This is a genomic window from Actinomyces sp. B33 (assembly GCF_028437565.1).
Taxonomy (GTDB): domain Bacteria; phylum Actinomycetota; class Actinomycetes; order Actinomycetales; family Actinomycetaceae; genus Pauljensenia.
In genome coordinates this window covers 98,837-119,208 of record NZ_JAMRYR010000005.1, presented here as the reverse complement: position 1 = coordinate 119,208, position 20,372 = coordinate 98,837, and the positions used below count along the sequence as shown (strand labels likewise).

The following is a 20,372-nucleotide window of genomic DNA, read 5'->3' as shown; positions in this document are numbered from 1 at the left end:
GGGCCGCAGGGGCAGGGGCGTCACTCCCGGGGCTTCGCGGCGATCTCCTCGTCGAAGCGCGCGGTCAGCGCCGGTTTGGCGGCGGAGGCCTTGGCGAAGTCGTAGTCGAGGAGGGTGACCGCGTCGAGATCGACCATCTTGTCGTTGGCCTTGGCGTTCGGGTTGGTCAGGAGCTGGTAGGAGCCGACGGTCTGCCCGATGTTCTGGGCGTCTGCGGAGATCGCCCAGTCGATGTACTTCTTCGCGGCGTCGGAGTTCTTCGAGTTCTTGATGAGGGCGACGCCCCCGATCTCGTAGCCGGTCCCCTCCTGCGGGAAGGAGACGACGAGGTCCTTCATGCCCTCTTCGGCGTACTTCACGCAGTCGTGGGAGAAGACGAGGCCGACGCCGACCTCTCCGCGCCCGGCGATCTGCCCGGGGGCGGTGCCGGATTTCGTGTACTGGAGCACGTTGTTGTGCATCTTCTTCATGTAGTCCAGTCCCTCGTCCTCGCCGCCGCGCAGCGTCACCTGGGTCCACAGGGTCGTGAAGGCGGTGCCGGAGGTCGACGGATGAGCGGTGGAGATCTGCCCCTTGAGGGCCGGATCGGTCAAGTCGTCCCAGGAGTCGGGGATGTCGACGCCGAGCTGGTCGAGGACGGCGCTGTTCGAGCAGAACCCGAGGACGCCGACGTAGACGCCCGTCCAGTGGTGCCCGGGGTCCTTGTACTTGTCGGGGATCTCCGCAGCCGAGGGGGAGTCATAGGCCTCGATGAGGCCCTTCTCCACTGCGGCGCCGTATCCGTCGACCGGTCCCCCGTGCCACACGTCGAACTCCGGATTGTCCTTCGCCGAATCGAGGCGGGCGACGGTCTCCCCGGACGACAGGCGCACGTACGTGGCGTGTATGCCCGTGGACGCGGAGAATTCCTCGGTCCATTTCTGGCAGAGGTCCTCCATCGCGCCGCAGGCGATCGTCAGGGAATCGGACCCCGGCTCCGAGGAGGCCCCGCTTTGCGACTCGGGGACGACGCATCCGGTGAGCGCCATCGCGAACGCGAGGAGCGCGGAGGGGGCCAGTAGGTGTCGTTTCTTCATGGGGTTCTCCTTCGAGCCTGCGAAACAGGGCCGGATCCTCATCGATCGCGGCTTCCATCCAGGCTCGCCGATCGAGCCGCGACGCGCATCGGTCGGCGGTAACGCCCGGTAACGCTTCGGTTACCGTTCCTGCGGGAGAATGGGCATCGTATAGCCGACGCCCCTGAGGGAGCGGACGTAGGTGCGCCCCTCGTCCCCGAGGGCTTGGCGAACCCGGTAGGCGGTCATCTTGATCATGTCCTTGCCGCCGTTGGTCTCGTGCGTGGCCCACACCTGGTTGAGCAGATCGCGGTAGCTGACGGATCGGCCCATGTGGAGGGCGAGGGCCTCAAGGAAATGGGTCTCCGTGGCGGGCATCTCGATGAGGCGCCCGTCGAGGAGCACCCGGTGCCTGACGATGTCGACGGTGAGCGCCCCGTTGACGATGCTCGTCGTGGGTCGCCCCCTCCACCGTCGGACGAGCGCCTGGGCCCGGAGGGCGAATTCGCGGGGGCTGAAGGGCTTCGTCATGTAGTCGTCCGCGCCGATCTGGAGTCCGCGCACCCTGTCGGATTCTTCCGACAGCGCTGTGATCATCATGATCGGGACGTCCGAGACCGCTCTGATCCTCTCCGTGAGGGCCAGGCCCCCGACAGAGGGGATCATGAGGTCGAGGACGACGACGTCGAAGTCGCCGCAGGAGAACAGCTCCCACGCGCGGGCGCCGTCGTTGGCGGTGACGATGGCGAATCCGGCCGTCTCGAGGGCGAACTGCATGATCATGAGGATCTGCGGCTCGTCGTCGACGATCAAGGCCCTCGGCGGCGCGGCGCGGCGCGGTTCTTCGGTCATCCCTGTTCGCTCCTCATCATGGTGGCCCCGGGCTGCGCGCGCGGAAGCGTGAGGTAGAAAGTCGTGCCCTTGGCCTGGATCGTGTCGACGAGCACCCGGCCCCCGTGCAGGTCGAGGATCTTCTGGGTGATCATCATGCCGATGCCGGTACCGGCTCGGAGGGATCCGCCGGTCGCGAACGGGACGAACAGGCGGGCCCGCTCGTCGGGGGTCATCCCCACGCCGTCGTCGGATACCGAGATCGTCACGTCGTTCTCGGAGTCGGCGACGGCGACGAGGATGGAGGCGCCCTCGCCCGCGTGCCGGGCGGCGTTGTTGACGAGGTTGGAGATCGCCTGGCCGAGGAGGCGGCGGTCCGCATCGAGGCGGATGGGCGGCCCGTGATTCTCCAAGCGGATCGGGGTGCTGTGGACGCGCCTCATCTGCGCGACGTGATCGCGCACCAGTTCGCGGATGTCGACCCGGACGAGTCGGAGCTTGAACAGCTCGGACTCCATCCTGATCTCCGCGAGGAGGTCGTCGGCCATTTCGACCACTTGGTGGGAGTTCTCCGCGATCGTCTTGGCGAATCTGCGCTGGACGGGGTTGAGGGGGCCCGCCGTCTCGTCGAGGAGGAACTCCGCGGCGCCGTGGATGACGGTCAGCGGGGTGCGCAGCTCGTGGGAGAGCACTCCCGGCCGGTTCGCCTGCTTCTCGTGGAGTCGCCTCAGGCGCTCGAGCTCGATGCGGGCTCGCGCCAGGTCGGTCCGGAGCCTCCATGCGAGGACGCCGCAGAGCAGGAGGGCGGCAATCGCCGCAGCAGCGATCCCCCACCCCACGTCGTCGCTCCTTTCACCGGCTCCGTCCGTGCGCCACACTAGCGCAGGCGGCAGCGGCGCCGTCGGCGGACGACGGGGCCGGGAGGCGTCCAGCGTCCAGCTGCCCCTCCCGGCCCCGAGCCGTGGGATCCGACGAGTATCAGATCAGGCCCATGGCGATCATCGTGTCGGCGACCGTGATGAAGCCCGCGAGGTTCGCGCCGGCCACGTAGTCCCCGGGCACCCCGTACTCGTCGGCGGTGGCGACCGAGGCCGCGTGGATGTCGACCATGATCTGGTGGAGCTTCGCGTCCGTCGTCTCGAAGGTCCACTGGGTGCGCCCCGAGTTCTGCTGCATCTCGAGGGCCGATGTCGCCACGCCCCCGGCGTTCGACGCCTTGCCCGGAGCGTAGGCGACGCCCGCGGCTTGGAAGGCCTCGATGGCCTCGGGGGTGGTCGGCATGTTCGCGCCCTCGGCGACGAGGCGGACGCCGTTCTTGATGAGGGTGGAGGCCGCCTCGACGGGCAGTTCGTTCTGCGTGGCGCACGGCAGGGCGACGTCGCAGGGCACGTCCCAGATCGACCCGCCGGCGATGAACCGCGCCGAGGGGCGCTCGTCGGCGTAGTCGCTCACCCGGCCGCGCCGGACCTCCTTGACGTCCTTGAGGAGGCCGACGTCGATGCCCGCCTCGTCGACGACGTAGCCGGACGAGTCCGAGACGGCGACGACGGTGCCCCCGAGCTGCTGGACCTTCTCGGTCGCGTAGATCGCGACGTTCCCGGAGCCGGAGACGACGACGCGGGAGGAGTCGAAGGACTGGCCCTTCGCCTTGAGCATCTCCTCGGCGAAGTAGACGAGGCCGTAGCCGGTGGCCTCGGTGCGGGCGTAGGAGCCCCCCCACGTCAGGCCCTTGCCGGTGAGGACTCCCGCGTCGTAGCGGTTCTTGATGCGCTTGTACTGGCCGAAGAGGTAGCCGATCTCGCGCCCGCCGACGCCGATGTCGCCCGCGGGGACGTCGGTGTCGGGTCCGATGTGGCGCTGGAGCTCGGTCATGAAGGACTGGCAGAAGCGCATGACCTCGGCGTCGGACTTGCCCTTCGGGTCGAAGTCGGAGCCTCCCTTGCCGCCGCCGATGGGCAGTCCCGTCAGGGAGTTCTTGAAGATCTGCTCGAATCCGAGGAACTTGATGATCGACAGGTTGACCGACGGGTGGAAGCGGAGCCCGCCCTTGTAGGGGCCCAGGGCCGAGTTGAACTCGACGCGGTACCCGCGGTTGACGCGCACCCTGCCGGCGTCGTCGGCCCATGGGACGCGGAACATGATCTGCCGTTCGGGCTCGACGATCCTCGAGAAGATCTCGAGATCGGCGTACTCCGGTTTGCGCTCGGCGAGGGGGGCGATGGTCAGGAGGACCTCGAAGACCGCCTGGTGGAACTCGGCCTGCCCGGGATCGCGGGCGACGACCGCCTCGTACACGGGGCGGAGCGTATCGGAGAGTCGATGCACATCAAGATTTGTCATGGCAATTTTTTTACCATTCTTTGCCTTTTCGGCAAAAGTTCTTCCCGCATTCTGACCGCCCTCCTCCTCACCGGCCCCCGCGGGTGGACGATGGCCCACGGCGTCGCCCCTTCATCCGCGCGATCCCCCGGTCACCGGACGACAGCCGACGAGCTCCTGACGAGAATCGGCGTCACGGCGCCCGAAAGCGGGCGAGGCACGAGCGCCAGGAGCGGTCGGGCCTCGACCGACACGACGACCTCGTCCCCGACGACCTCGACTCCGACCAGGGCCGCGCCCTCGCCGATCGAGCATGTCGAATCCAACATTTTGTCGAGCGCGTCCTCGGCCCTGCGGCGCGCGCTCCGCGTCGACACGGCGAGCCCCTCGTCGTCGCCGTCGTAGAAGGCCCGGCCGTCGACGGACCCGGCGGCTGCCGCCGCCACCCGGTCGGCGCAGGCGACGAGGCGCCGATCGTCGATGACGACCGACGTGATCGCCGCCGACACGAGGACGAACATCACGACGACGCCGACGCAGCCGACCAGGAGCATCCCGATGCGGCCCTCCTCGCCCGTCTCCGGGCCCCGGGTCCGCGAACGAGACGGCCTCGCCCGATGATCAGCGGTCAACGGCCACCTCCTCGAGGGGGGAGCGCGCCGTCGCCCTGATCGGGACGGACGCGCGGTCGGAGAGCCAGTCGGGAAGGAGGGGGAGCGGAACGGACGTCTCGACGGAGACGACGACGTCGCGCCCCTCCCCCCAGCAGACCGAGCAGTCGATGGTCACCCCCGAGGGCGGGGGAGCGCCGTAGTCGGCCGACGACAGGTCGATCTGGAACCGGGCGTCGTCCTGCGCGCCGGGATCCTCCGCGAGGATCCTCACCGCCTCGCGCGCCCCCGCCTCCGAGGCGAGAACAGCGGCCTGGACGTCGGCCAGGGCGAGGACGAGGTAGAGGACCGGGACGACGATCACCGCCATGAGCGCGACGAATTCGACGACGGCGCTCCCCTCCTCCCCCGCGACCGTCGATCCGGGAGCACGACGGCGCCTCACGGCAGGCCCCTCTCGACGAGCGACCTGCCGACGACCGTCAGCCACCGGGGCCCGAGCGCGCCGACGACGGGGACGGCGGTCTCCACGGTGACGACGAGGACCTCGCGCCCCCCGAGCGTCGACCGGACCGCCTCGATCCGGGGATCCTCGTCCGCCCCGACGAACGACGAGAGGATCTCCCGCGTCCGCGCGACGGCCTCGGCCTCGTCCCCTCCGAGGAGGCCCCCGCGGCGGGCGCCCTCCTGGGCCGCGCTGATCGCGAGATTGCGCGTGTGGAGGGCGAAGCCGATCTGGAGCATCGCGAGGACGACGACGAGGACGAGTCCTTGGAGGAGGACAGTCGCGACGACTTCCGAGCCCTCCTCGCCCCCTCCGCTGCGCCGCATGTCAGATCCCCGAGACGGAGTCCATCGCCCGGTTGAAGATCTCGAGGAGGCGATCGGAGGCAACCCCCCAGATGAGGACGACGAGGGCCGCGGTCATCAGGGTGATGAGGACCCAGCCGGGGACGTCCCCGCGTTCGGGGTCGTCGCGCTCGGGGGCGGCGTTTCGCATCCGCATGCGCAAGGTGTCGAGGCGGTGCATCGGGTACTCCCTTCATCGGTGATCGGCGTGCACAGAATCACACCCCGCTCAGGGGGCGAGGTCAAGGGCGATGAGCCCCGGGTAGAGGGCGAAGAGGACGGTGACGGGCAGGATGAGGAAGATCACGGGGAAGAGCATGGCGATCTCCCGCTTGCCGCCCTCCTCCATCAGATCCTGCCGGGAGGCCTCCCGGATGTCGCGCGCCTGGTCGTGGAGGACGCGGGCCAGGGGCGCTCCCCGTTCGATGGAGGTGATGAGCGTCAGGCACAGGCGGTCGAGGGCCGGGGAGTCGTTGCGTCTCGACAGGTCCGCGAGGGCGACGATCGACGGAGTGCCCGAGCGCATGTCCGCGACGGCTCTCCCCAATTCGACGGCGAGGTCGGTCGAGGCGATCCGGGCGACCCGGCTCAGGGCCGCGGGGATGGATTCCCCGGCGCCGATGGCCAGGGCGAGCAGCTCGGAGGCATCGGGGGTCTGGGAGTCGATGCTCCGTTGGCGGCGGCGGGCCCGGATCGTCAGGAGCCGGTCGGCCGCGCTCAGCCCGGTCAGCGCTCCGACGACGCCGGCCAGGCCGATCGCGGGCAGGCCGGCGAGCCCTCGGTGGGCGAGGACGGGCGTCACGAGGGCGACGATGAGGGCCGCCGCGGCGATCGCGCCGATCGCTTGGCGCAGCCGGAAGGGCCCGGGATCGGTGGGCGCTCCGAGCAGTTCGAGACGCCGCTCGACCGATCCGGTGGTGGATCCGAGGCCTTCGAGGAGCGCCCCGAACCAGGCGCCCCGCATGCGCGCCGTGGGCCGGGCTCCCCTGGGACGAACGGACCCCTGGGCGACTCGGGCCGCCAGATCCGGGCGCCGGGCGGTCGCCGCCCCGACGAGCAGGAGGAGGCCCGCGCTGAAGAGGAGCCCGGCGAGGACGGGGCCGGCGGCGCTGAGCACGTGCGTCATCGCAGGGTCCTCGAATCGGTCGAGAGGCGTCCGAGGGCCCGCATGGCCAGGTAGGCGACGACGCACATCGCCGCTCCGACGAGGAGGACGACGACGCCGCGGGGGCTGTTCCAGACGGTGGCCGCCCGGGGCTGGGAGGAGATCATCAGGAGGACCGCCCAGGGGGCGACGACGGCGAGGCGGGCGGCGTTGACCGTCCACGACTGACGGGCTTCGAGCTCTCCGCGCACGCGCGCGTCCTCGCGCAGCAGGGTCCCCAGATCCCGCAGGAGGACCGACAGGTCGGATCCGCCGACTTCGCGGGCCAGCCGCAGGGCCTCGACGATCCGGTCGGCGACGGGGTCGGCGAGGCGCTCCTTGAGGCGGTCGAGGGCGGTGTCGAATCGGCCCTCGGCCCGGTAGTCGGTGCCGAACGCCCGGAAGGCGGGGCGCAGGGGGTCGGGCCCGGACTCCCCGAGGTCGGCGAGGAGCTCGGGCAGGCCCGCTCCGGCTCGGACGCCGGAGACGAGGGAGTCGATGACGTCGGGCCATCCCTGTCTCATGAGGCGAGCCCGCGCGCGGGCCCTCGAGGAGACCCACATCGGGGGGAGGGGGACGACGATGAGGCCGATGACGACGGCGACGGCGGCGACCTGGGTCCAGGCGTAGACGGTGACGAGGAGGACGAGGCCCGCCGCCAGGCTCAGGGCCGCGAGGCGGCCCGGCGTCATCCCCGGGAGATCGGCGCGCACGATCCGGTCCTGCCAGGCGAGGACCCATGCCGGGCGGCGCGAGGGCGCGGCGGGCACCCCGACCCACACCGAGGCGATGAGGATCAGGCCGACGCCCAGGCCGAGCCCGGCGAGGACGGCGCTCACGATCCGTCCCCGGCGAGCAGGCAGGACAGGTCGAAGCCGGCGGCGGCGAAGCGCTCGTGGAGGTCGAGGCCCCCGGGTCCGCGCCGCACGGAGGTCCCGTCGTAGGACCACAGGTCCGACGATTCGATCCTCGATCCCTCGGTCCGCCCGGGCAGGGCGATGATCTCGGCGAGCCGTCGCGATCCCCCGGGGGACCGCTCGACGTGGCAGACGAGGTCGATGCTCGAGGCCAGGGTGGGGACGACGAAGCCCGAGGTGACGTTCTCACCGGCGAGCAGGGGGAGGATCGAGAGCTTGTCGAGGGCCTCTCGCGCCGAGTTCGCGTGAACGGTGGCCATGCCGGGGACTCCGGCGTTGAGGGCGAGGAGCATGTCGAGGGCCTCGGGCCCCCTGACCTCCCCGACGATGAGGCACTCGGGGCGCATCCGCAGGGTCTCGCGCACGAGGTCCCGCAGGGTGATCTCTCCGCGGCCCTCGATGTTGCCGGGGCGCGTCTGGAGGGCGACGCAGTCCCAGTTCGTCAGCCCGAGTTCGAAGACCTCTTCGCACGAGATCACGCGGCGGGGGCGCGGGAGCTCTCCGGCCAGGGCCCGTAGGAGGGTGGTCTTGCCCGCCTGGGTGGCGCCGGAGACGAGGACGGACAGCCCCGAGGCGACGGCGGCCTTGAGGAAGTCCGCCATGGGTCGCGGGACCATCCCGGCGTCGACGAGGTCGGCGAGGGTCCGGGCGCGTTGCACGTGCTTGCGGATGTTGACCGACCAGTGGCGGCCGGTGACGGGCGGGATGACGACGTGGAGGCGCTCTCCCCCGCGCAGTGTCGCGTCGACGAAGGGCTGGGACAGGTCGAGGCGGCGCCCGGAGTGGTGGAGCATCCTCTCGACGAGGTCTCGAACCTGCTGGTCGGTGAGGATCACGGTGGTGAGTTCGGCGACCCCTCCCCTGGCGGCGAAGACGCGGGAGGACGAGTTGATCCAGATCTCCTCGACCGTCGGGTCGTCGAGGAGGGGCTGGATCGGGCCGAGGCCGGACACCTCGGCGACGAGGGCGGCGAAGCGCTCCTCGCGTTCGAGGGGCGTCAGCGGATCGGAGAGGGCGTCGATGGATTCGTCGACGAGCGCGGCGGTGGCATCCGCCTGGGAGAAGGGGTCGATCCCGCGGGAGGCGAGGCGGTCGCGGATCCAGGCGACATGAGCGTCATGCGCGGCGGCGGTCATCTGCTGCACCTCCTGCGGGGCATCCCGATTCCTCATTTTGACCAACTGGTCAGCATAATATCGGGCCGCGTCCGCATCGGACAAGACCCCGATCCCGCCTGTGGATAACGGGGGAGCCCCGAACCCCTCGGCCCGGCGTGTACCGTGTGAGGGTGACGCGCGCGAAGACCCCCCTCGAACTGGCCGCCCTGGCGACGGCGGCCGTCCCCGGGCTGCAGATCGCGGGTCTGCGCCCGCCACAGTACTCCGACGAGGTCGTCTCGGTCACCGGAATCATCGACATCGCCGGCAACCGGTGGACGGTCACGTGCCCGCACGACTCCGTCGGAGGCCTCGATCTCGACTCCGAATCCGGCGTCCTCGAACGGCTGGCCGCGGCCTTCGACGCCAAGCGCCTCCCCTTCGACGTCCCCCGGGTCAAGGGCACGGCCCGCACCCCCGAGGGGGCGCGCGTCATCGTCCATCAGTCGCTGGGGGGCAGGACGATGGACGAGGCGGACTTCTCCGACCCCCACCTCCTGCCGGTCTCACTGGCACGGTCCCTGGCCGCCCTGCACAACCTGCCCGACACCGCGTACACGGGCGTCGATCTGCCGTCCTATTCCGCGGCCCAGTGCCGCGAGCGCCAACTCGCCCTCCTCGACGAGGCCGCCGGGCAGGTCCTCATCCCCGCGAACCTGTGGAACCGGTGGGAGGCGGCCCTGGAGGACCTCTCCTTGTGGAGATTCCCGGCGGCGCCGATCCACGGGGACCTGCAGATGACCTCGGTCATGGTTGAGCGCGGGTCGGTCACCGCGCTGACCGGGTTCTCCTCCGCCCACGTCGGCGATCCCGCGACCGACGTCGCGTGGGTCCTCGCCCAGGCCTCCGACGACTTCCTCGACCGTTTCCTCGAGGCCTACTCGCGCGAGCGCCAGGCCGTCGACCTCCAGCTGGTGACAAGGGCGCAGCTGGTATCGGAGCTGGCGGTGATCCGATGGCTCGTCCACGGCCTGCACGCGGAGGACCGCTCGATCGTCGCCGAGGCGCGAGAGATGCTCGCCGAGCTGTCCCAGGACCTGGGCGACGACCAGCTCGTCGTCCGACGCGATCCCGTCGCGCCGTCGCCGGAGCCGACCCGTCCCCCCGCGGCCCCCGACTCTGGCCGCTCCACGGGCCCGGATCGGGCCGGACTCGGGGTCCCGTCCGACGCCGGGGAGCGGGGCGCCGACGCGGAGGGGCCGACGGAGGTCCTCGATCTCGGCGGCCGGTCGGGCTCATCCCACTGAGCCCCTCGGCCAGGCCCCGGCGGTGCTCGGCGCCCGGCCGAGTCCCCTGATCCTCGCCGCGCGCCGACCGGTCCGTCCTGCCGCTCGCGCCCTCGTTCGACGCCCGCGATTCGCCGCCCCGGCCCGGGGCGGCACAGCGGCGTCAGCCGGCTCCCGGGGCCGGCACCCCCAGGGCGGCGGCGACCTGCGCGTCGAGGCCGGCGCGGACCCCGCCGGCCATCTCCTCGAGGTCGGCCAGGTCGAGGATGCGCGGCCCGGAGAGGAATGCCAGTCTCGCGCTCACCGCGGATTCGTCCACCCCCGCCCGCTGGGCCCAGGCGCGCCGGTACAGGCGCAGCTGCGTGATGAAGTACCTCAGTGACCGCCCGTCGGTGCGCCGGGTCGGCACGGCCCCGGACTTCCAATCGACGACGAGGCAGCGGCCCGGACCGTCCTCGAAGACGGCGTCGATCCGGCCCTGGATCGACGCCCCCGCCACGCGGACGCTGAAGGGCTCCTCGAGGGCCAGCGCCGGCCGGTCGGCGAAGCCCGTCTTCTCGAAGTTGTCCTTGAGGATCTCCAGGCGCCGGCGGGCCCTCTCGTCGAGGGAGGCCTCGTCGGTGAGGGGGTCCTCGGAGGGCTCGGCCGATCCGATCCTCAGGCGCCTCTCGATCCAGGAGTGCAGGACCGTCCCCAGTTCGGAGTCCGGCGAGGGCTCGGTCGGCATCGGGCGGCGGATGTCGAGGGCGAAGCCCCTCGGGTCCTCGATGAGGCCGGCCACCGAGGTCGCCGGCACCGAGTCCTGCCACAGCTCGACGACGGGGCGCTCGGCGCGCAGGCGCCGCTCCTCGAGGAGGGCGACGACGTCGCGGACCGCCGGTTCGTCCTCCATCTGGGCCAGGAGGTCGAAGACGTCGGCTCCGGCGGCCATCTGGGAGCGCTCGGCGCGCACGCGGTCGGCGGCCATGGCCATGCGGCGTCGCGACGGCCCCGGCTGCGGCGGGAACGTCTGCGGGGCGGCGGGGGCGGACTCCTCCTTCGGCCCGTCGGGATCGGGGCGGTCGCTCATCGTCCCCGGGGGGTCGTTGAGCGCGCATCGGGCCTCCATGAGGTAGCGCGACGGCTCCTTGAGGGTTGTTGCTCCGCCGACTGCCCACGAGCCGATGAGCAGTTGGGAGCTGCGGGCGCGGGTCAATGCGACGTAGGCGAGGCGCCGCTCCTCCCGCTCGGCATGCGCCCCGAGTAGGGGCTTGTACTCCTCCTTCAGCCACGTGTTGAAGGCCGCCGAGGGGTTGTTCTCCCCGTCCACGTCGAGGGCGAAGTCCGGCAGGTCGTCGCGATCCCCTCGCAACGGGTGGGGGAGGTCGCCCGCGGCGTTGATCCATCCGCTGACCCCGGGCGGATCCTGCGTCCACGTCACTGTCGTGCGCGCCGAGTGGTTGGGGAAGACCGAGTCGGATAGGCCGGCGACGACGACCGAGTCCCATTCCAGGCCCTTGGCCGCGTGGACCGTGAGGATCTGGACGGCGTCGGGGTCGTGCTGGTCCGCTCCAGCGCTCAGCCCGTTCTCCTCGGTCTCGGCGGCGGCGAGCCAGTGGAGGAATCCCGCGAGTGTCGCTCCGGGCGCGTCGGCCTCGTAACCGGCGGCGAGGTCGACGAAGGCGTCGAGGGCGGCTCGCCCGCCGGCGACGAGGGGGTCGGCGAGGGAGTCGGAGACGACGCCCATGATCCTCATCGCCCGCTCGACCTGCTCGGTGAGGGATCGGCCGGCGCCGTCGCGGACTCGGCGCAGGCGCCGGCCCAGGAGCGCGAGGCGGTCGACGGCGGCCGGGGTGATGCCATGCCGCCCGGGCTCGTGGGGCCAGCCTGACGGCGGGGGCGAGTCGACGGCGTCGAGGAGGAGGGACAGGTGCGGGTTCCTGCCCTGGGAGGCGGCGAGGTGGCGGGCCCAGTCGGACAGGGCGACGAGGTCGGCGGCCCCCAGGTCGAGTCCGGCGATGAGTCGCATGAGCCACGGGGAGTCGGCGACGTCCACGGCGATCTGGAGGGCGGCCCTGACGTCGGAGACGATCGGCTGATCGAGGAGTCCGCCGACGCCGATGACCTGCGTGGGGATCCCGGCCTCGCGCAGGGCGCGGTCGATGAGGGGGAAGTCGGATTTGCGCCGGCACAGGACGGCGGTCGTCGGCCGCTTCCTCCCGGCGCCCGCGCGATGGGCGCAGACGAAGTCGACGATGGCCTCGGCCTGGCGCCGCTGGTCGGGCGCGTAGGAGACGACGACTTCTCCCCTGCCCGCTTCGGGACGGGGGGCGAGCACCGGGGAGGCGACCCCTCGGGCGCGGCCCGGCGCGGAGCCGGTCGTCGCGCGCGCGTGGTCGCGCAGGGGCGCGGCGACGGCGTTCGCGGCCGTGAGGATCAGTTCGTCGTTGCGCCACGCGGTCGACAGGGTGAGGGTCCTGCCCTCCTCGGCCGACGAGCCGGGGGCGGCGAATCTCTCGTGGAATCGGGCGAGGGAGGAGGCTGAGGCGCCCCTCCACCCGTAGATCGCCTGGTTCGGGTCGCCGACGGCGGTCACCGGATGGCCTCGGAAGATCGTCGACAGGAGGGTCATCTGGATGACGGAGGTGTCTTGGAACTCGTCGAGGAGGACCGCCCGGTGCTCGCGTCGGAGCATGTCGACGACGTCGGGGCATTCGGTGACGATCCGCGTGGCGAGGACGAGCTGATCGGAGAAGTCGAGGAGCCCCTGATCGCGCTTGCGCCGGTGGAACGCGCCGATGGGGCCGAGGAGCGCGAGCCGGCTGCGGTTGGCGGCGCGCAGTTTCCTGGCCGCCTCGTTGGTGTCGCCGACCTGGCTGATCTGATCGTCGAACTCGGTGAGGGCGCTGCGCGCCGAGTCGATGTCGTACCCGTGCTCGCCGAGCTGGGAGGCGAGGGACAGGGCCGCGGCGACGGCGGTGGCGGGGGCGAGGTCGGGACCCAGGTCCCCGGTCCACGAGGAGATGACGTCCGTCATCATCTGGACGGCGCCGGCTTGCCCGAGGATCGAGAAGTCCGGGTCGACGCCGATGCGCAGCCCGTGCTCGGCGACGATCCTCTCGGCGAAGGAGTTGTAGGTCGAGGCGACCGGGTCGTCGCGGTCCTGAGGCCATCCCATGGGTCCGGCGAGGGCGTCGAGTCGCTCCCGCAGGCGAGCGCCGAGCTCCCCGGCGGCCTTGCGGGTGAAGGTCAGGCCGAGGACGGCCCCGGGGGGGATCTCCTCGTGGTTGGCGACGAGCCACAGGACCCTCATCGACATCGTCTCGGTCTTGCCGGATCCTGCTCCGGCGACGACGAGGAGGGGCTCGGGCGGGGCCTCGATGACGCGGACCTGCTCGTCGGTCGGGATCCGGTCTGCGTCGACGATCCGTTGGATGCTCGTGGCCGAGTGGATCATCGTTCCTCCTTACTCGATGGTCCGGCGGCCGCGATCCTTCGCGGGGCACACGGCGTCGAAAGGGCAGTTTTTGCAGGCGTCATTGGATTCGACGGCAGTGAAGGCCGGGCCCCGGGCGATGCGCCCGATGTCGGCGATGGCGGCCCTCCACCCGGCGAGGGCCTCGTCGTCGAGCGCCGCCTGGTCGCGCAGCTCCTTCTTCTCCTTGCCGAAGTAGGCCAGGCGGCCCCCGACGACGCGGTGGCCGAGTTCGCGCAGGGCGACCTGGTAGAGGGCGAGCTGGGCGTGGTCCTGGGCGGCTTTCGCAGAGACGGTCGAGGAGCCGGTCTTGAGATCGGTGACCCGGACCCCGTCGTCGACGTGCTCGATGCGGTCGATCCGGCCGGAGACCGTCACCGAGTCGATGTCGACGCGGATCCGCTGCTCGACGTCGACGTCCCCGGGAATCGAGGCGAGGTAGTCGGCGAGGGCGCGGACGACGCCCCGGGCGTGCTCGGCCCGCCGGCGCCCGGCCCAGGTCCGCTCGTCGATCCCGAGCTCGTCGACGAGGCGCTCTTCGAGGGCGGCGAGGAGTTCGCTCTGGTCCCCGTGGGGCAGGCGCTCGGCGAGGGAGTGGACGAGGGTCCCCAGGCGCTGGGCCTCTCGAGCCGGCGGGGAGGCGCCGATCCTGCGGAGGAACCATGAGAGGGGGCAGGCGAGGGCGGTCTCGAAGGAGGAGGGGCTTAAGACGATGGGGCCGTCGATGCCGGCGTCCGTCGTCTGCTCCCCGCCGGATCCCAGCCACGTCGCGGGGTCCGCGGCGGGCACGCCCTCGCGCATGAGGAGGGCGAGGAGTCGGGCGGCCGAGTCGACCTCCGGGCCGGGTCGGTCGGAGGCGACGATCCTGCGCAGGTCGGCGACCTGCCCGTCGAGGTCGAGGGGGGCGGGGACCTCGTCGAGCGCCATGACGCCGTCGACCCGGTCGACGGGGGCGCCGGCGGCGATGAGGTCGAAGAAGGGGGAGGGGGCGCGGTCCTCGGCGCGCACGGCCCCGGCGATGAGGACTCGGGTCGAGCGGGAGACGGCGGCGGCCAGGAGGCGCCGCTCGTCGTCGAGGACGGCGCGGCGCGCCGAGTGCGGGTCGTCGATGAGGGCCTCGGACCCGTCCGCCCCAACGCCCACGCGCCCGGCTCCGATGTCGGCGAGCAGGTCGGCGCGCAGGATCCGATCGCGCAGGCGGGTGTTCGGCCAGGCCCCGTCCTGGAGGCCGAGGACGGCGACGACGCTCCAGCGCCCGCCGACGGCCTGCGCGGGCGTGAGGACGTGGACGCCGGGCGGGCGCACGCCGGTGCGGGCGATGGTGTCGACGGGGACCGTTCCGGCCAGGAGCTGCTCGGCGAAGTCCCCGGCCCGCCCGGTCGGTGTGCGCTGCTCCCACACGTCGGCGACGCGCATGAGGGCGACGACGGCGTCGAGCTGGTCGTCGAACCACGCGGAGTCGGGCCCCGCGGCGAGAGCGCCGTCGCGCCACCGGTCGGCGACATCGGCGGCGACCCACGCCTCCCACAGGGCCGGGCGGGGGCGCATCCCGTGGGCGCGGTCCCGGGACCCCCACAGGGTGGCGGCCCGTTCGAGGCGCTCGGCGAGGGCGCCCCTCGCCGTCCCCCGCCAGCAGTCGGGCTCCGCGATGAGACGGGACGGCCCGATGGGGGGCCCTTCTTGTTCCAGGTCGTCGGCGCGGGCCCGCGCGGCGTTGAGCCGGCGCAGGAGCCGGTGGATCTCGAGGGGGTCGGCGCCGACGAGGGCGGAGGACAGGAGCTCGGTCGCCTGCACGTCCCGCTCGGGCTCGGTCAGGTCGGGGGCGGGGGGCAGGAGCAGTCCGAGGAGGAGGCGGGTCACGGGCTGGGCGGCGAAGTCGAAGGCCCGCCCTCCCCCGCTGACGGGCACGCCCGCGCGCCGCAGGTGCCGGGCCGCCTCGTCGACCATGGAGGCCGAGCGGACGATGACGGCCTGGTCGTCCCAGTGGATCCCCTCGTGGAGGTGGAGGGCGCGCAGATCCCGGGCGACGAGGGCGCCGAGCTGGGCCGACGAGGCGGCGAGCCTGGCGAGGACCCGTCCGCTCGGGGCTCCGGGGGCGACGTCCGCGCGCCGACGCCCGGCCGGGCCGGACTGGGCGATGCGGCCGGTGATCGAGCGGACGAGGGAGCGGATCTGCTCGGGCTGCCCGCGGACCGCGCCGAGGTCGAGGATCGGGCAGCCGACGGCGTCGGCCAAGCGGATGTCGAGGTGGGGCTCGCCTCCCCTGTAGCCGGCGATGGCGACGTCGGAGTCGGACATGGCGACGATCCGGGCCCCCCGGTCCCGGGCGGCTCGCAGGAGCGCGAGGGTCGAGGGGGTGCAGTCCTGGAGGTCGTCGACGACGAGGACGTCGGGCAGGGGGATCGGGGCCGTCACCCCCCGGTCGCGCGCCCGGTCGTCCCATCGGGCGATGACGTCGGCCGCCATCGACTGGATGCGGGACAAGTCGACGCGCAGGACGCCGTCGGTCTCGACGTCGAAGTCGGCTCCGGCGAGGTACTCGTCGAGGAGGCGCCCGCACGCGATCCACTGGGGCTGCCCGAATCGGGAGCCCGCCCGGGCCAGGGCCCGTCCGTCGAGGCCGGCCTCTCCGGCGCGGGCGAAGAGGCCGCGCAGCTCGGCGCGGAAGCCGGGGGCCTGGCGCATCTGCGGGGGCATCGATTCGGGCCAGGGGGCGTCGACGAGGAGGAGGCGCTCGAGGAGGAGGTCCTGAGCGGCCCCGGTCAGCAGCTCGACGCCGCCGAGGGGGCGTTCCCGACCGGTGCGCCAGGTGGAGACGACCGAGTAGGCGTAGGACGCGGGGGTGCGCACCGGCCGCACCCCCGACGGGACGAGGGCGCGGACCCGGGGCGCCAGGCGGTCGGCGCGCGCCCGGTCGGGGACGAGGAGGAGGGGCTCGCGCCCCTCGCGCACGGCCCGGTCGACGACGGCCAGGGCCGTGGTCGTGCGTCCCGAGCCGGGCGCCCCCCGGGCGATGACGCAGCCGGTCGACGCGGCCTCGACGACCGCGGCCTGGGCGGGGTCGAGGACGGGCAGGTCGGCCCAGCCGTCGGGCCGGGGCCTGATGCGCACGTCGATTTCGCTCATGACTGAATACTCTCAGAGGGCATCGGCATCTGCGGCGCTTAGCATGGTGGCAGGCATTCATTCACGGGAGGAACACCATGAACATCATCATCGGCGTGCGCGACACGGTCCGGGAGCTCGCCCTCGACGTCGACATGGACGAGGCCGCCCTGACCCGCCTCGTCGGCGAGGCCGTCGCGACCGGCTCGGTCCTCGAGCTGACCGACGTCAAGGGTCAGCGGACCCTGGTGCCGTCCCGCGCGATCGGCTTCGTCCAGATCGTCGGATCGGCCGAGCGGCGCGTCGGCTTCGCCATCGACTGAGGCCCCGGCCCGCCCGGCCCTCTGGCCCCGTCGCGGGGAGCCGCCCGGCTCACGCCTTGAGGTGGATCTCCCCCATGCGCTCGCCGTGGCGGGCGGTGACGGCCTCGACGATCTCGTCCATGGCCTCGGGGGTCAGGGCCAGATCCGGGTGGGTGAACAGGGTCGACCGGACGAGGCCGAGGACCTCGCCGGCGACGCGACGGGCCCACAGGGACAGGCGCGCGGCGAGCTGCTCGTCGGCCGCCGTGCTCGATGCCATGTGCTCGCGCACCCAGTCCCCCTCGCCGAGGTCCCACTGGTCGTCGGACTCCTGGAAGAGCCCGTGTCGGGCGGCGACCTCGTGGAGCATGTCGCCGAGGATCCCCGCGGTGACGTAGGTCTTGATGAGCCTCTCATGCCAGGTGGTCGGCCGGGTCCTCGCGTCGAGGTCGTCGTACATGCCGGAGAACGCGTCGGCGGCCGAGTGCAGGTCGAACCCGCGGTGACCGGCCCAGGTCTCGAGCTGCTCGAAGACGGTGAAGGCCCGCGCGGACATGCGGGCGTGCTCGATGTGCGCGCGGATCGAGGGGGCCTGGTCCCCGTCCTTGGCCAGGCGAGTCATCGCGGCGAGGGCGGAATAGGCGAGGAGGCCGACGACGTCGGCGTCCCGGGGCGCGACGGGTGCGTAATGTGAAGCCATGGCGCCAGGCTAGCGCCTGCGCTCCCCGATCGGCAGCCCTCCGGGCGGCGGGCGGCGTCGCTGTGGGATGATCCGTCTCATCCGGAGTAAGGGGGAGGACATGCGCAAGGACCTCGTCGAGCAGGTGGTCGACGCTCTCCTCGACGGGATCGCCGAGGGCCGCTACCGCGTGGGGGAGGCTCTGCCGGGCGAGGTCGACCTGGCCGCCGATCTCGAGGTGTCGCGGCTGACGGTCCGCGAGGCCGTCAAGGTCCTGCGGGAGCGAGGGGTCCTCCGGGTGGTCCACGGGCGGGGGACGTACCTGGCCCCTCGCGAGGAGTGGACGGACCTGGGGACGGTCGTGTCGATGTCGCTGCGGAAGTCGTCGCCGCGCGAGGTCGGCCTGCGGCTGACGGAGCTGCGCCGGATGATCGAGGTCGGGGCCTCCGGCCTGGCCGCGCTCAACCGGCGGGACGAGGACGTCGCGGCGCTCGCCGGCCTCCTCGAGGTCATGGACAGGGCGGGGGCCGAGGACGACGTGAGGACCGTGGTGGCCGCCGACATCGCCTTCCACGACCGGATCATGCGGGCGTCTCGCAATCCGTACATCGGGGTCGTCATGAGCCCGTTGGAGCGGGCGCTGCGCTCGTCCCGGGTGGTCACGGCCTCGAATCCGCGGGTGAGGGACCGCGCGCAGGAGCATCATCGCGCGATCTTCGAGGCGATCAGGGACGGGGACGAGCAGGCGGCGAAGGACGCGATGCGCTCGCACATGTCTCAGACCAGGCGCGATCTCATCGAGTCGACCGCGCGCTGATCCGACGCTCCCGCTCTCGCGCGGTCGGGAGCTACTGCCCCGCCGATCCGGGCATCGGGTACGCGCATCCGACCCTCGTTCGAATGAGTCCCCGGGCCCGGGACCGCGTGGTCGAAAGGCCGGTCTCGTGCTCACTCGACTGGGATTGATTCGAGCCCTGGGACCTGCCGATCAGCTCGCCGAGTCTCGCCCTCACGCGCATGGGGATTGATCCGTTGCGGGGCTTCTGGGGTGCCTGTCTGGTGGTCTCGCCCTCACGCGCAGGGGGTTGATGGGACCGCGTCATTGGAGCGCCCCCGGTGGGGCGCTCCGCCCCTTGCGCGTGTCGGAGTACGGGGGTACGGTGTTCACAAGTCCTCAGAGGTCTGAGCAAAGGTGCTCGGATGGGGGACACCCCGGATACCCAGGAGCGACCATGACCGCACGCACCCTCGAAGAGCTCACCGCCGGCCTCCCCCCGGCCCCGTCGATCACCGCCGCCGACGTCGCCGCCGCCCAGGCCGCCGCCTCGACCCGGCCATTCCACGTCGTCCTCGACGACGACCCCACCGGCACCCAATCCGTCTCCGGCATCCCCGTCCTCACCGCCTGGGAGGTCGACGACTTCCTCTGGGCCTTCGGCACCGGCGCCGGCGCCGTCTACGTCATGACGAACTCGCGCTCCCTGCCCCCCGCCGACGCCGAGTCCGTCAACCGCGAGGTCGTCGAAGCCGCCCTGACCGCCGCCGAGAGGGCCCGCCTCGACGTCGCCTTCGTCTCCCGATCCGACTCCACCCTGCGAGGCCACTTCCCCCTCGAGCCCGAGACGATCGCCGACGTCCTCGCAGCGCGCACCGGCGCCCAGGTCGACGGCATCGTCATCGTCCCCGCCTTCTCCGACGCCGGCCGCATGACGATCCACGGGACCCACTACGCCGGCAGCCCCGCCACCGGGTACGTGCCCGTCGGGGAATCCGAGTTCGCCCGCGACAACACCTTCGGCTACTCCTCCTCGACCCTGCCCCAGTGGGTCGAGGAGAAGAGCGGCGGGCGCATCAGCGCCGGCGACGTCCTCGTCCTCGACATCGAGACCCTGCGCGCCGACCCCGACGCGACCGTCGCCCTCCTGCGATCGGCCCGCGACCGCCGGCCCATCGCCGTCGACTCCGTCGACGACGAATCGGACCTCAGGGCCCTCGCCCTGGCCCTGATCCGCGCCGAGGACGCCGGATCCCGCTTCATCTACCGCGTCGGCCCGCCCTTCGGCCGCGCCCGCTTCGGGCAGGACAAGCACGCCCCCCTGACCCCCGACGAGATCGACGCCTCCCGCGGCGACCGGACCTGCTCGGCCGGCGGCCTCGTCGTCGTCGGCTCGCACGTCGGCATGACGCGCCGCCAACTCGACGCCCTCGTCGAACGACTCGACCCGCCGGTCGCCGTCATCGACTCCGCGCGGGTCATCGAGGAGCGCGACGCCGACGCCCACCTCGACGAGATCGCCGGCGCCATCGCCTCGGGCCTCGACTCCAGCACCGTGGTCCTGCGCACCTCCCGGGCCCTCCTCGACGGATTCGACCCCGACACCGCCCTCGCCCATTCCCGCAGGATCTCCGCCGCCGTCGTCGACGTCGTCCAGCGGGTCCTCGCCCGCACCTCCCCGCGCTTCGTCGTCGCCAAGGGCGGCATCACCTCCTCCGACGTCGCCTCGAAGGGCCTGCGGATCCGCCGCGCCCTCGCGGTCGGCCCGATGCTGCCCGGGATCATCTCCCTGTGGTCCGCCCAGGACGGGCCCGCCGCGGGCATCCCCTACGTCGTCTTCCCGGGCAACGTCGGCGACGACCAGTCCCTCGCCGACGTCGTCGAGACCCTCAGCAGCTGACCCGTCTCCCCCGTCCGACCCGTCCGATCCACGACACCGCTGTCGTAT

18 protein-coding genes are annotated in these 20,372 nt (G+C 72.3%); 4 read left to right on the top strand and 14 right to left on the bottom strand.

Annotated features, from left to right (window positions below):
- Positions 1 to 20: 20 nt before the first annotated feature.
- The 11 genes from M3T53_RS08785 to M3T53_RS08735 form a co-directional block, all read right to left on the bottom strand.
- Complete coding sequence (locus M3T53_RS08785) at positions 21 to 1,076, bottom strand: ABC transporter substrate-binding protein (RefSeq protein WP_272434148.1); 1,056 nt, start codon at positions 1,074 to 1,076, stop codon at positions 21 to 23.
- Between the two features lie 120 nt (positions 1,077 to 1,196).
- Positions 1,197 to 1,907: a response regulator transcription factor gene (locus tag M3T53_RS08780; protein ID WP_272434147.1), complete on the bottom strand. Its 711-nt coding sequence runs from the start codon at positions 1,905 to 1,907 to the stop codon at positions 1,197 to 1,199.
- The gene (locus tag M3T53_RS08775) at positions 1,904 to 2,725 is read right to left on the bottom strand and encodes a sensor histidine kinase (protein ID WP_272434146.1); all 822 of its coding nucleotides are present in this window, start codon (positions 2,723 to 2,725) and stop codon (positions 1,904 to 1,906) included. The genes M3T53_RS08780 and M3T53_RS08775 overlap by 4 nt, the downstream gene beginning before the upstream one ends.
- A gap of 139 nt (positions 2,726 to 2,864) precedes the next feature.
- Complete coding sequence (gdhA, locus tag M3T53_RS08770) at positions 2,865 to 4,226, bottom strand: NADP-specific glutamate dehydrogenase (protein WP_272434145.1); 1,362 nt, start codon at positions 4,224 to 4,226, stop codon at positions 2,865 to 2,867.
- A 131-nt stretch (positions 4,227 to 4,357) separates the two neighbouring features.
- Complete coding sequence (locus M3T53_RS08765) at positions 4,358 to 4,837, bottom strand: hypothetical protein (RefSeq protein WP_272434144.1); 480 nt, start codon at positions 4,835 to 4,837, stop codon at positions 4,358 to 4,360.
- Positions 4,827 to 5,261, bottom strand: a complete 435-nt coding sequence (locus M3T53_RS08760; protein WP_272434143.1) for a hypothetical protein — start codon at positions 5,259 to 5,261, stop codon at positions 4,827 to 4,829. Before M3T53_RS08760 ends, M3T53_RS08765 begins: the two co-directional genes overlap by 11 nt.
- A complete protein-coding gene (locus M3T53_RS08755; RefSeq protein WP_272434141.1) occupies positions 5,258 to 5,647 on the bottom strand; it encodes a TadE/TadG family type IV pilus assembly protein in 390 nt (129 codons plus the stop codon). The genes M3T53_RS08760 and M3T53_RS08755 overlap by 4 nt, the downstream gene beginning before the upstream one ends.
- A gap of 1 nt (position 5,648) precedes the next feature.
- Entirely contained in the window at positions 5,649 to 5,846 is a 198-nt protein-coding gene (locus M3T53_RS08750) for a hypothetical protein (protein WP_272434246.1), read from the bottom strand.
- A 48-nt stretch (positions 5,847 to 5,894) separates the two neighbouring features.
- A complete protein-coding gene (locus M3T53_RS08745; RefSeq protein ID WP_272434140.1) occupies positions 5,895 to 6,791 on the bottom strand; it encodes a type II secretion system F family protein in 897 nt (298 codons plus the stop codon).
- Positions 6,788 to 7,648: a type II secretion system F family protein gene (locus tag M3T53_RS08740; RefSeq protein WP_272434139.1), complete on the bottom strand. Its 861-nt coding sequence runs from the start codon at positions 7,646 to 7,648 to the stop codon at positions 6,788 to 6,790. The genes M3T53_RS08745 and M3T53_RS08740 overlap by 4 nt, the downstream gene beginning before the upstream one ends.
- Positions 7,645 to 8,862 carry a CpaF family protein gene (locus M3T53_RS08735; protein ID WP_272434138.1) on the bottom strand — a complete coding sequence of 406 codons (1,218 nt, stop codon included), beginning with the start codon at positions 8,860 to 8,862 and terminating at the stop codon, positions 7,645 to 7,647. The genes M3T53_RS08740 and M3T53_RS08735 overlap by 4 nt, the downstream gene beginning before the upstream one ends.
- A 152-nt stretch (positions 8,863 to 9,014) precedes the next feature.
- Here M3T53_RS08735 and M3T53_RS08730 point away from each other — a divergent pair, with 152 nt between their 5' ends.
- Positions 9,015 to 10,130: a phosphotransferase gene (locus tag M3T53_RS08730; protein WP_272434137.1), complete on the top strand. Its 1,116-nt coding sequence runs from the start codon at positions 9,015 to 9,017 to the stop codon at positions 10,128 to 10,130.
- 142 nt (positions 10,131 to 10,272) lie between these two features.
- On the opposite strand, the gene M3T53_RS08725 is transcribed toward M3T53_RS08730, so the two are convergent.
- Entirely contained in the window at positions 10,273 to 13,545 is a 3,273-nt protein-coding gene (locus M3T53_RS08725) for an ATP-dependent DNA helicase (protein WP_272434136.1), read from the bottom strand.
- Between the two features lie 9 nt (positions 13,546 to 13,554).
- Positions 13,555 to 16,689, bottom strand: a complete 3,135-nt coding sequence (locus M3T53_RS08720) for a UrvD/REP family ATP-dependent DNA helicase (RefSeq protein WP_272434135.1) — start codon at positions 16,687 to 16,689, stop codon at positions 13,555 to 13,557.
- A gap of 77 nt (positions 16,690 to 16,766) precedes the next feature.
- Here M3T53_RS08720 and M3T53_RS08715 point away from each other — a divergent pair, with 77 nt between their 5' ends.
- Positions 16,767 to 16,991 carry a DUF3107 domain-containing protein gene (locus tag M3T53_RS08715; RefSeq protein ID WP_272434134.1) on the top strand — a complete coding sequence of 75 codons (225 nt, stop codon included), beginning with the start codon at positions 16,767 to 16,769 and terminating at the stop codon, positions 16,989 to 16,991.
- A 49-nt stretch (positions 16,992 to 17,040) separates the two neighbouring features.
- Here the strand turns inward: M3T53_RS08715 and M3T53_RS08710 are convergent, their stop codons facing one another.
- The gene (locus M3T53_RS08710) at positions 17,041 to 17,670 is read right to left on the bottom strand and encodes a ferritin-like fold-containing protein (protein WP_272434133.1); all 630 of its coding nucleotides are present in this window, start codon (positions 17,668 to 17,670) and stop codon (positions 17,041 to 17,043) included.
- A gap of 100 nt (positions 17,671 to 17,770) precedes the next feature.
- On the opposite strand from M3T53_RS08710, the gene M3T53_RS08705 reads away from it, so the two are divergent.
- Together M3T53_RS08705 and M3T53_RS08700 are read left to right on the top strand one after the other, a co-directional pair.
- On the top strand, positions 17,771 to 18,466 hold the full coding sequence (locus M3T53_RS08705) for a FadR/GntR family transcriptional regulator (protein ID WP_272434132.1): 696 nt from the start codon (positions 17,771 to 17,773) through the stop codon (positions 18,464 to 18,466).
- 415 nt (positions 18,467 to 18,881) lie between these two features.
- Positions 18,882 to 20,324 carry a four-carbon acid sugar kinase family protein gene (locus M3T53_RS08700; protein WP_272434131.1) on the top strand — a complete coding sequence of 481 codons (1,443 nt, stop codon included), beginning with the start codon at positions 18,882 to 18,884 and terminating at the stop codon, positions 20,322 to 20,324.
- Positions 20,325 to 20,372 lie beyond the last annotated feature (48 nt).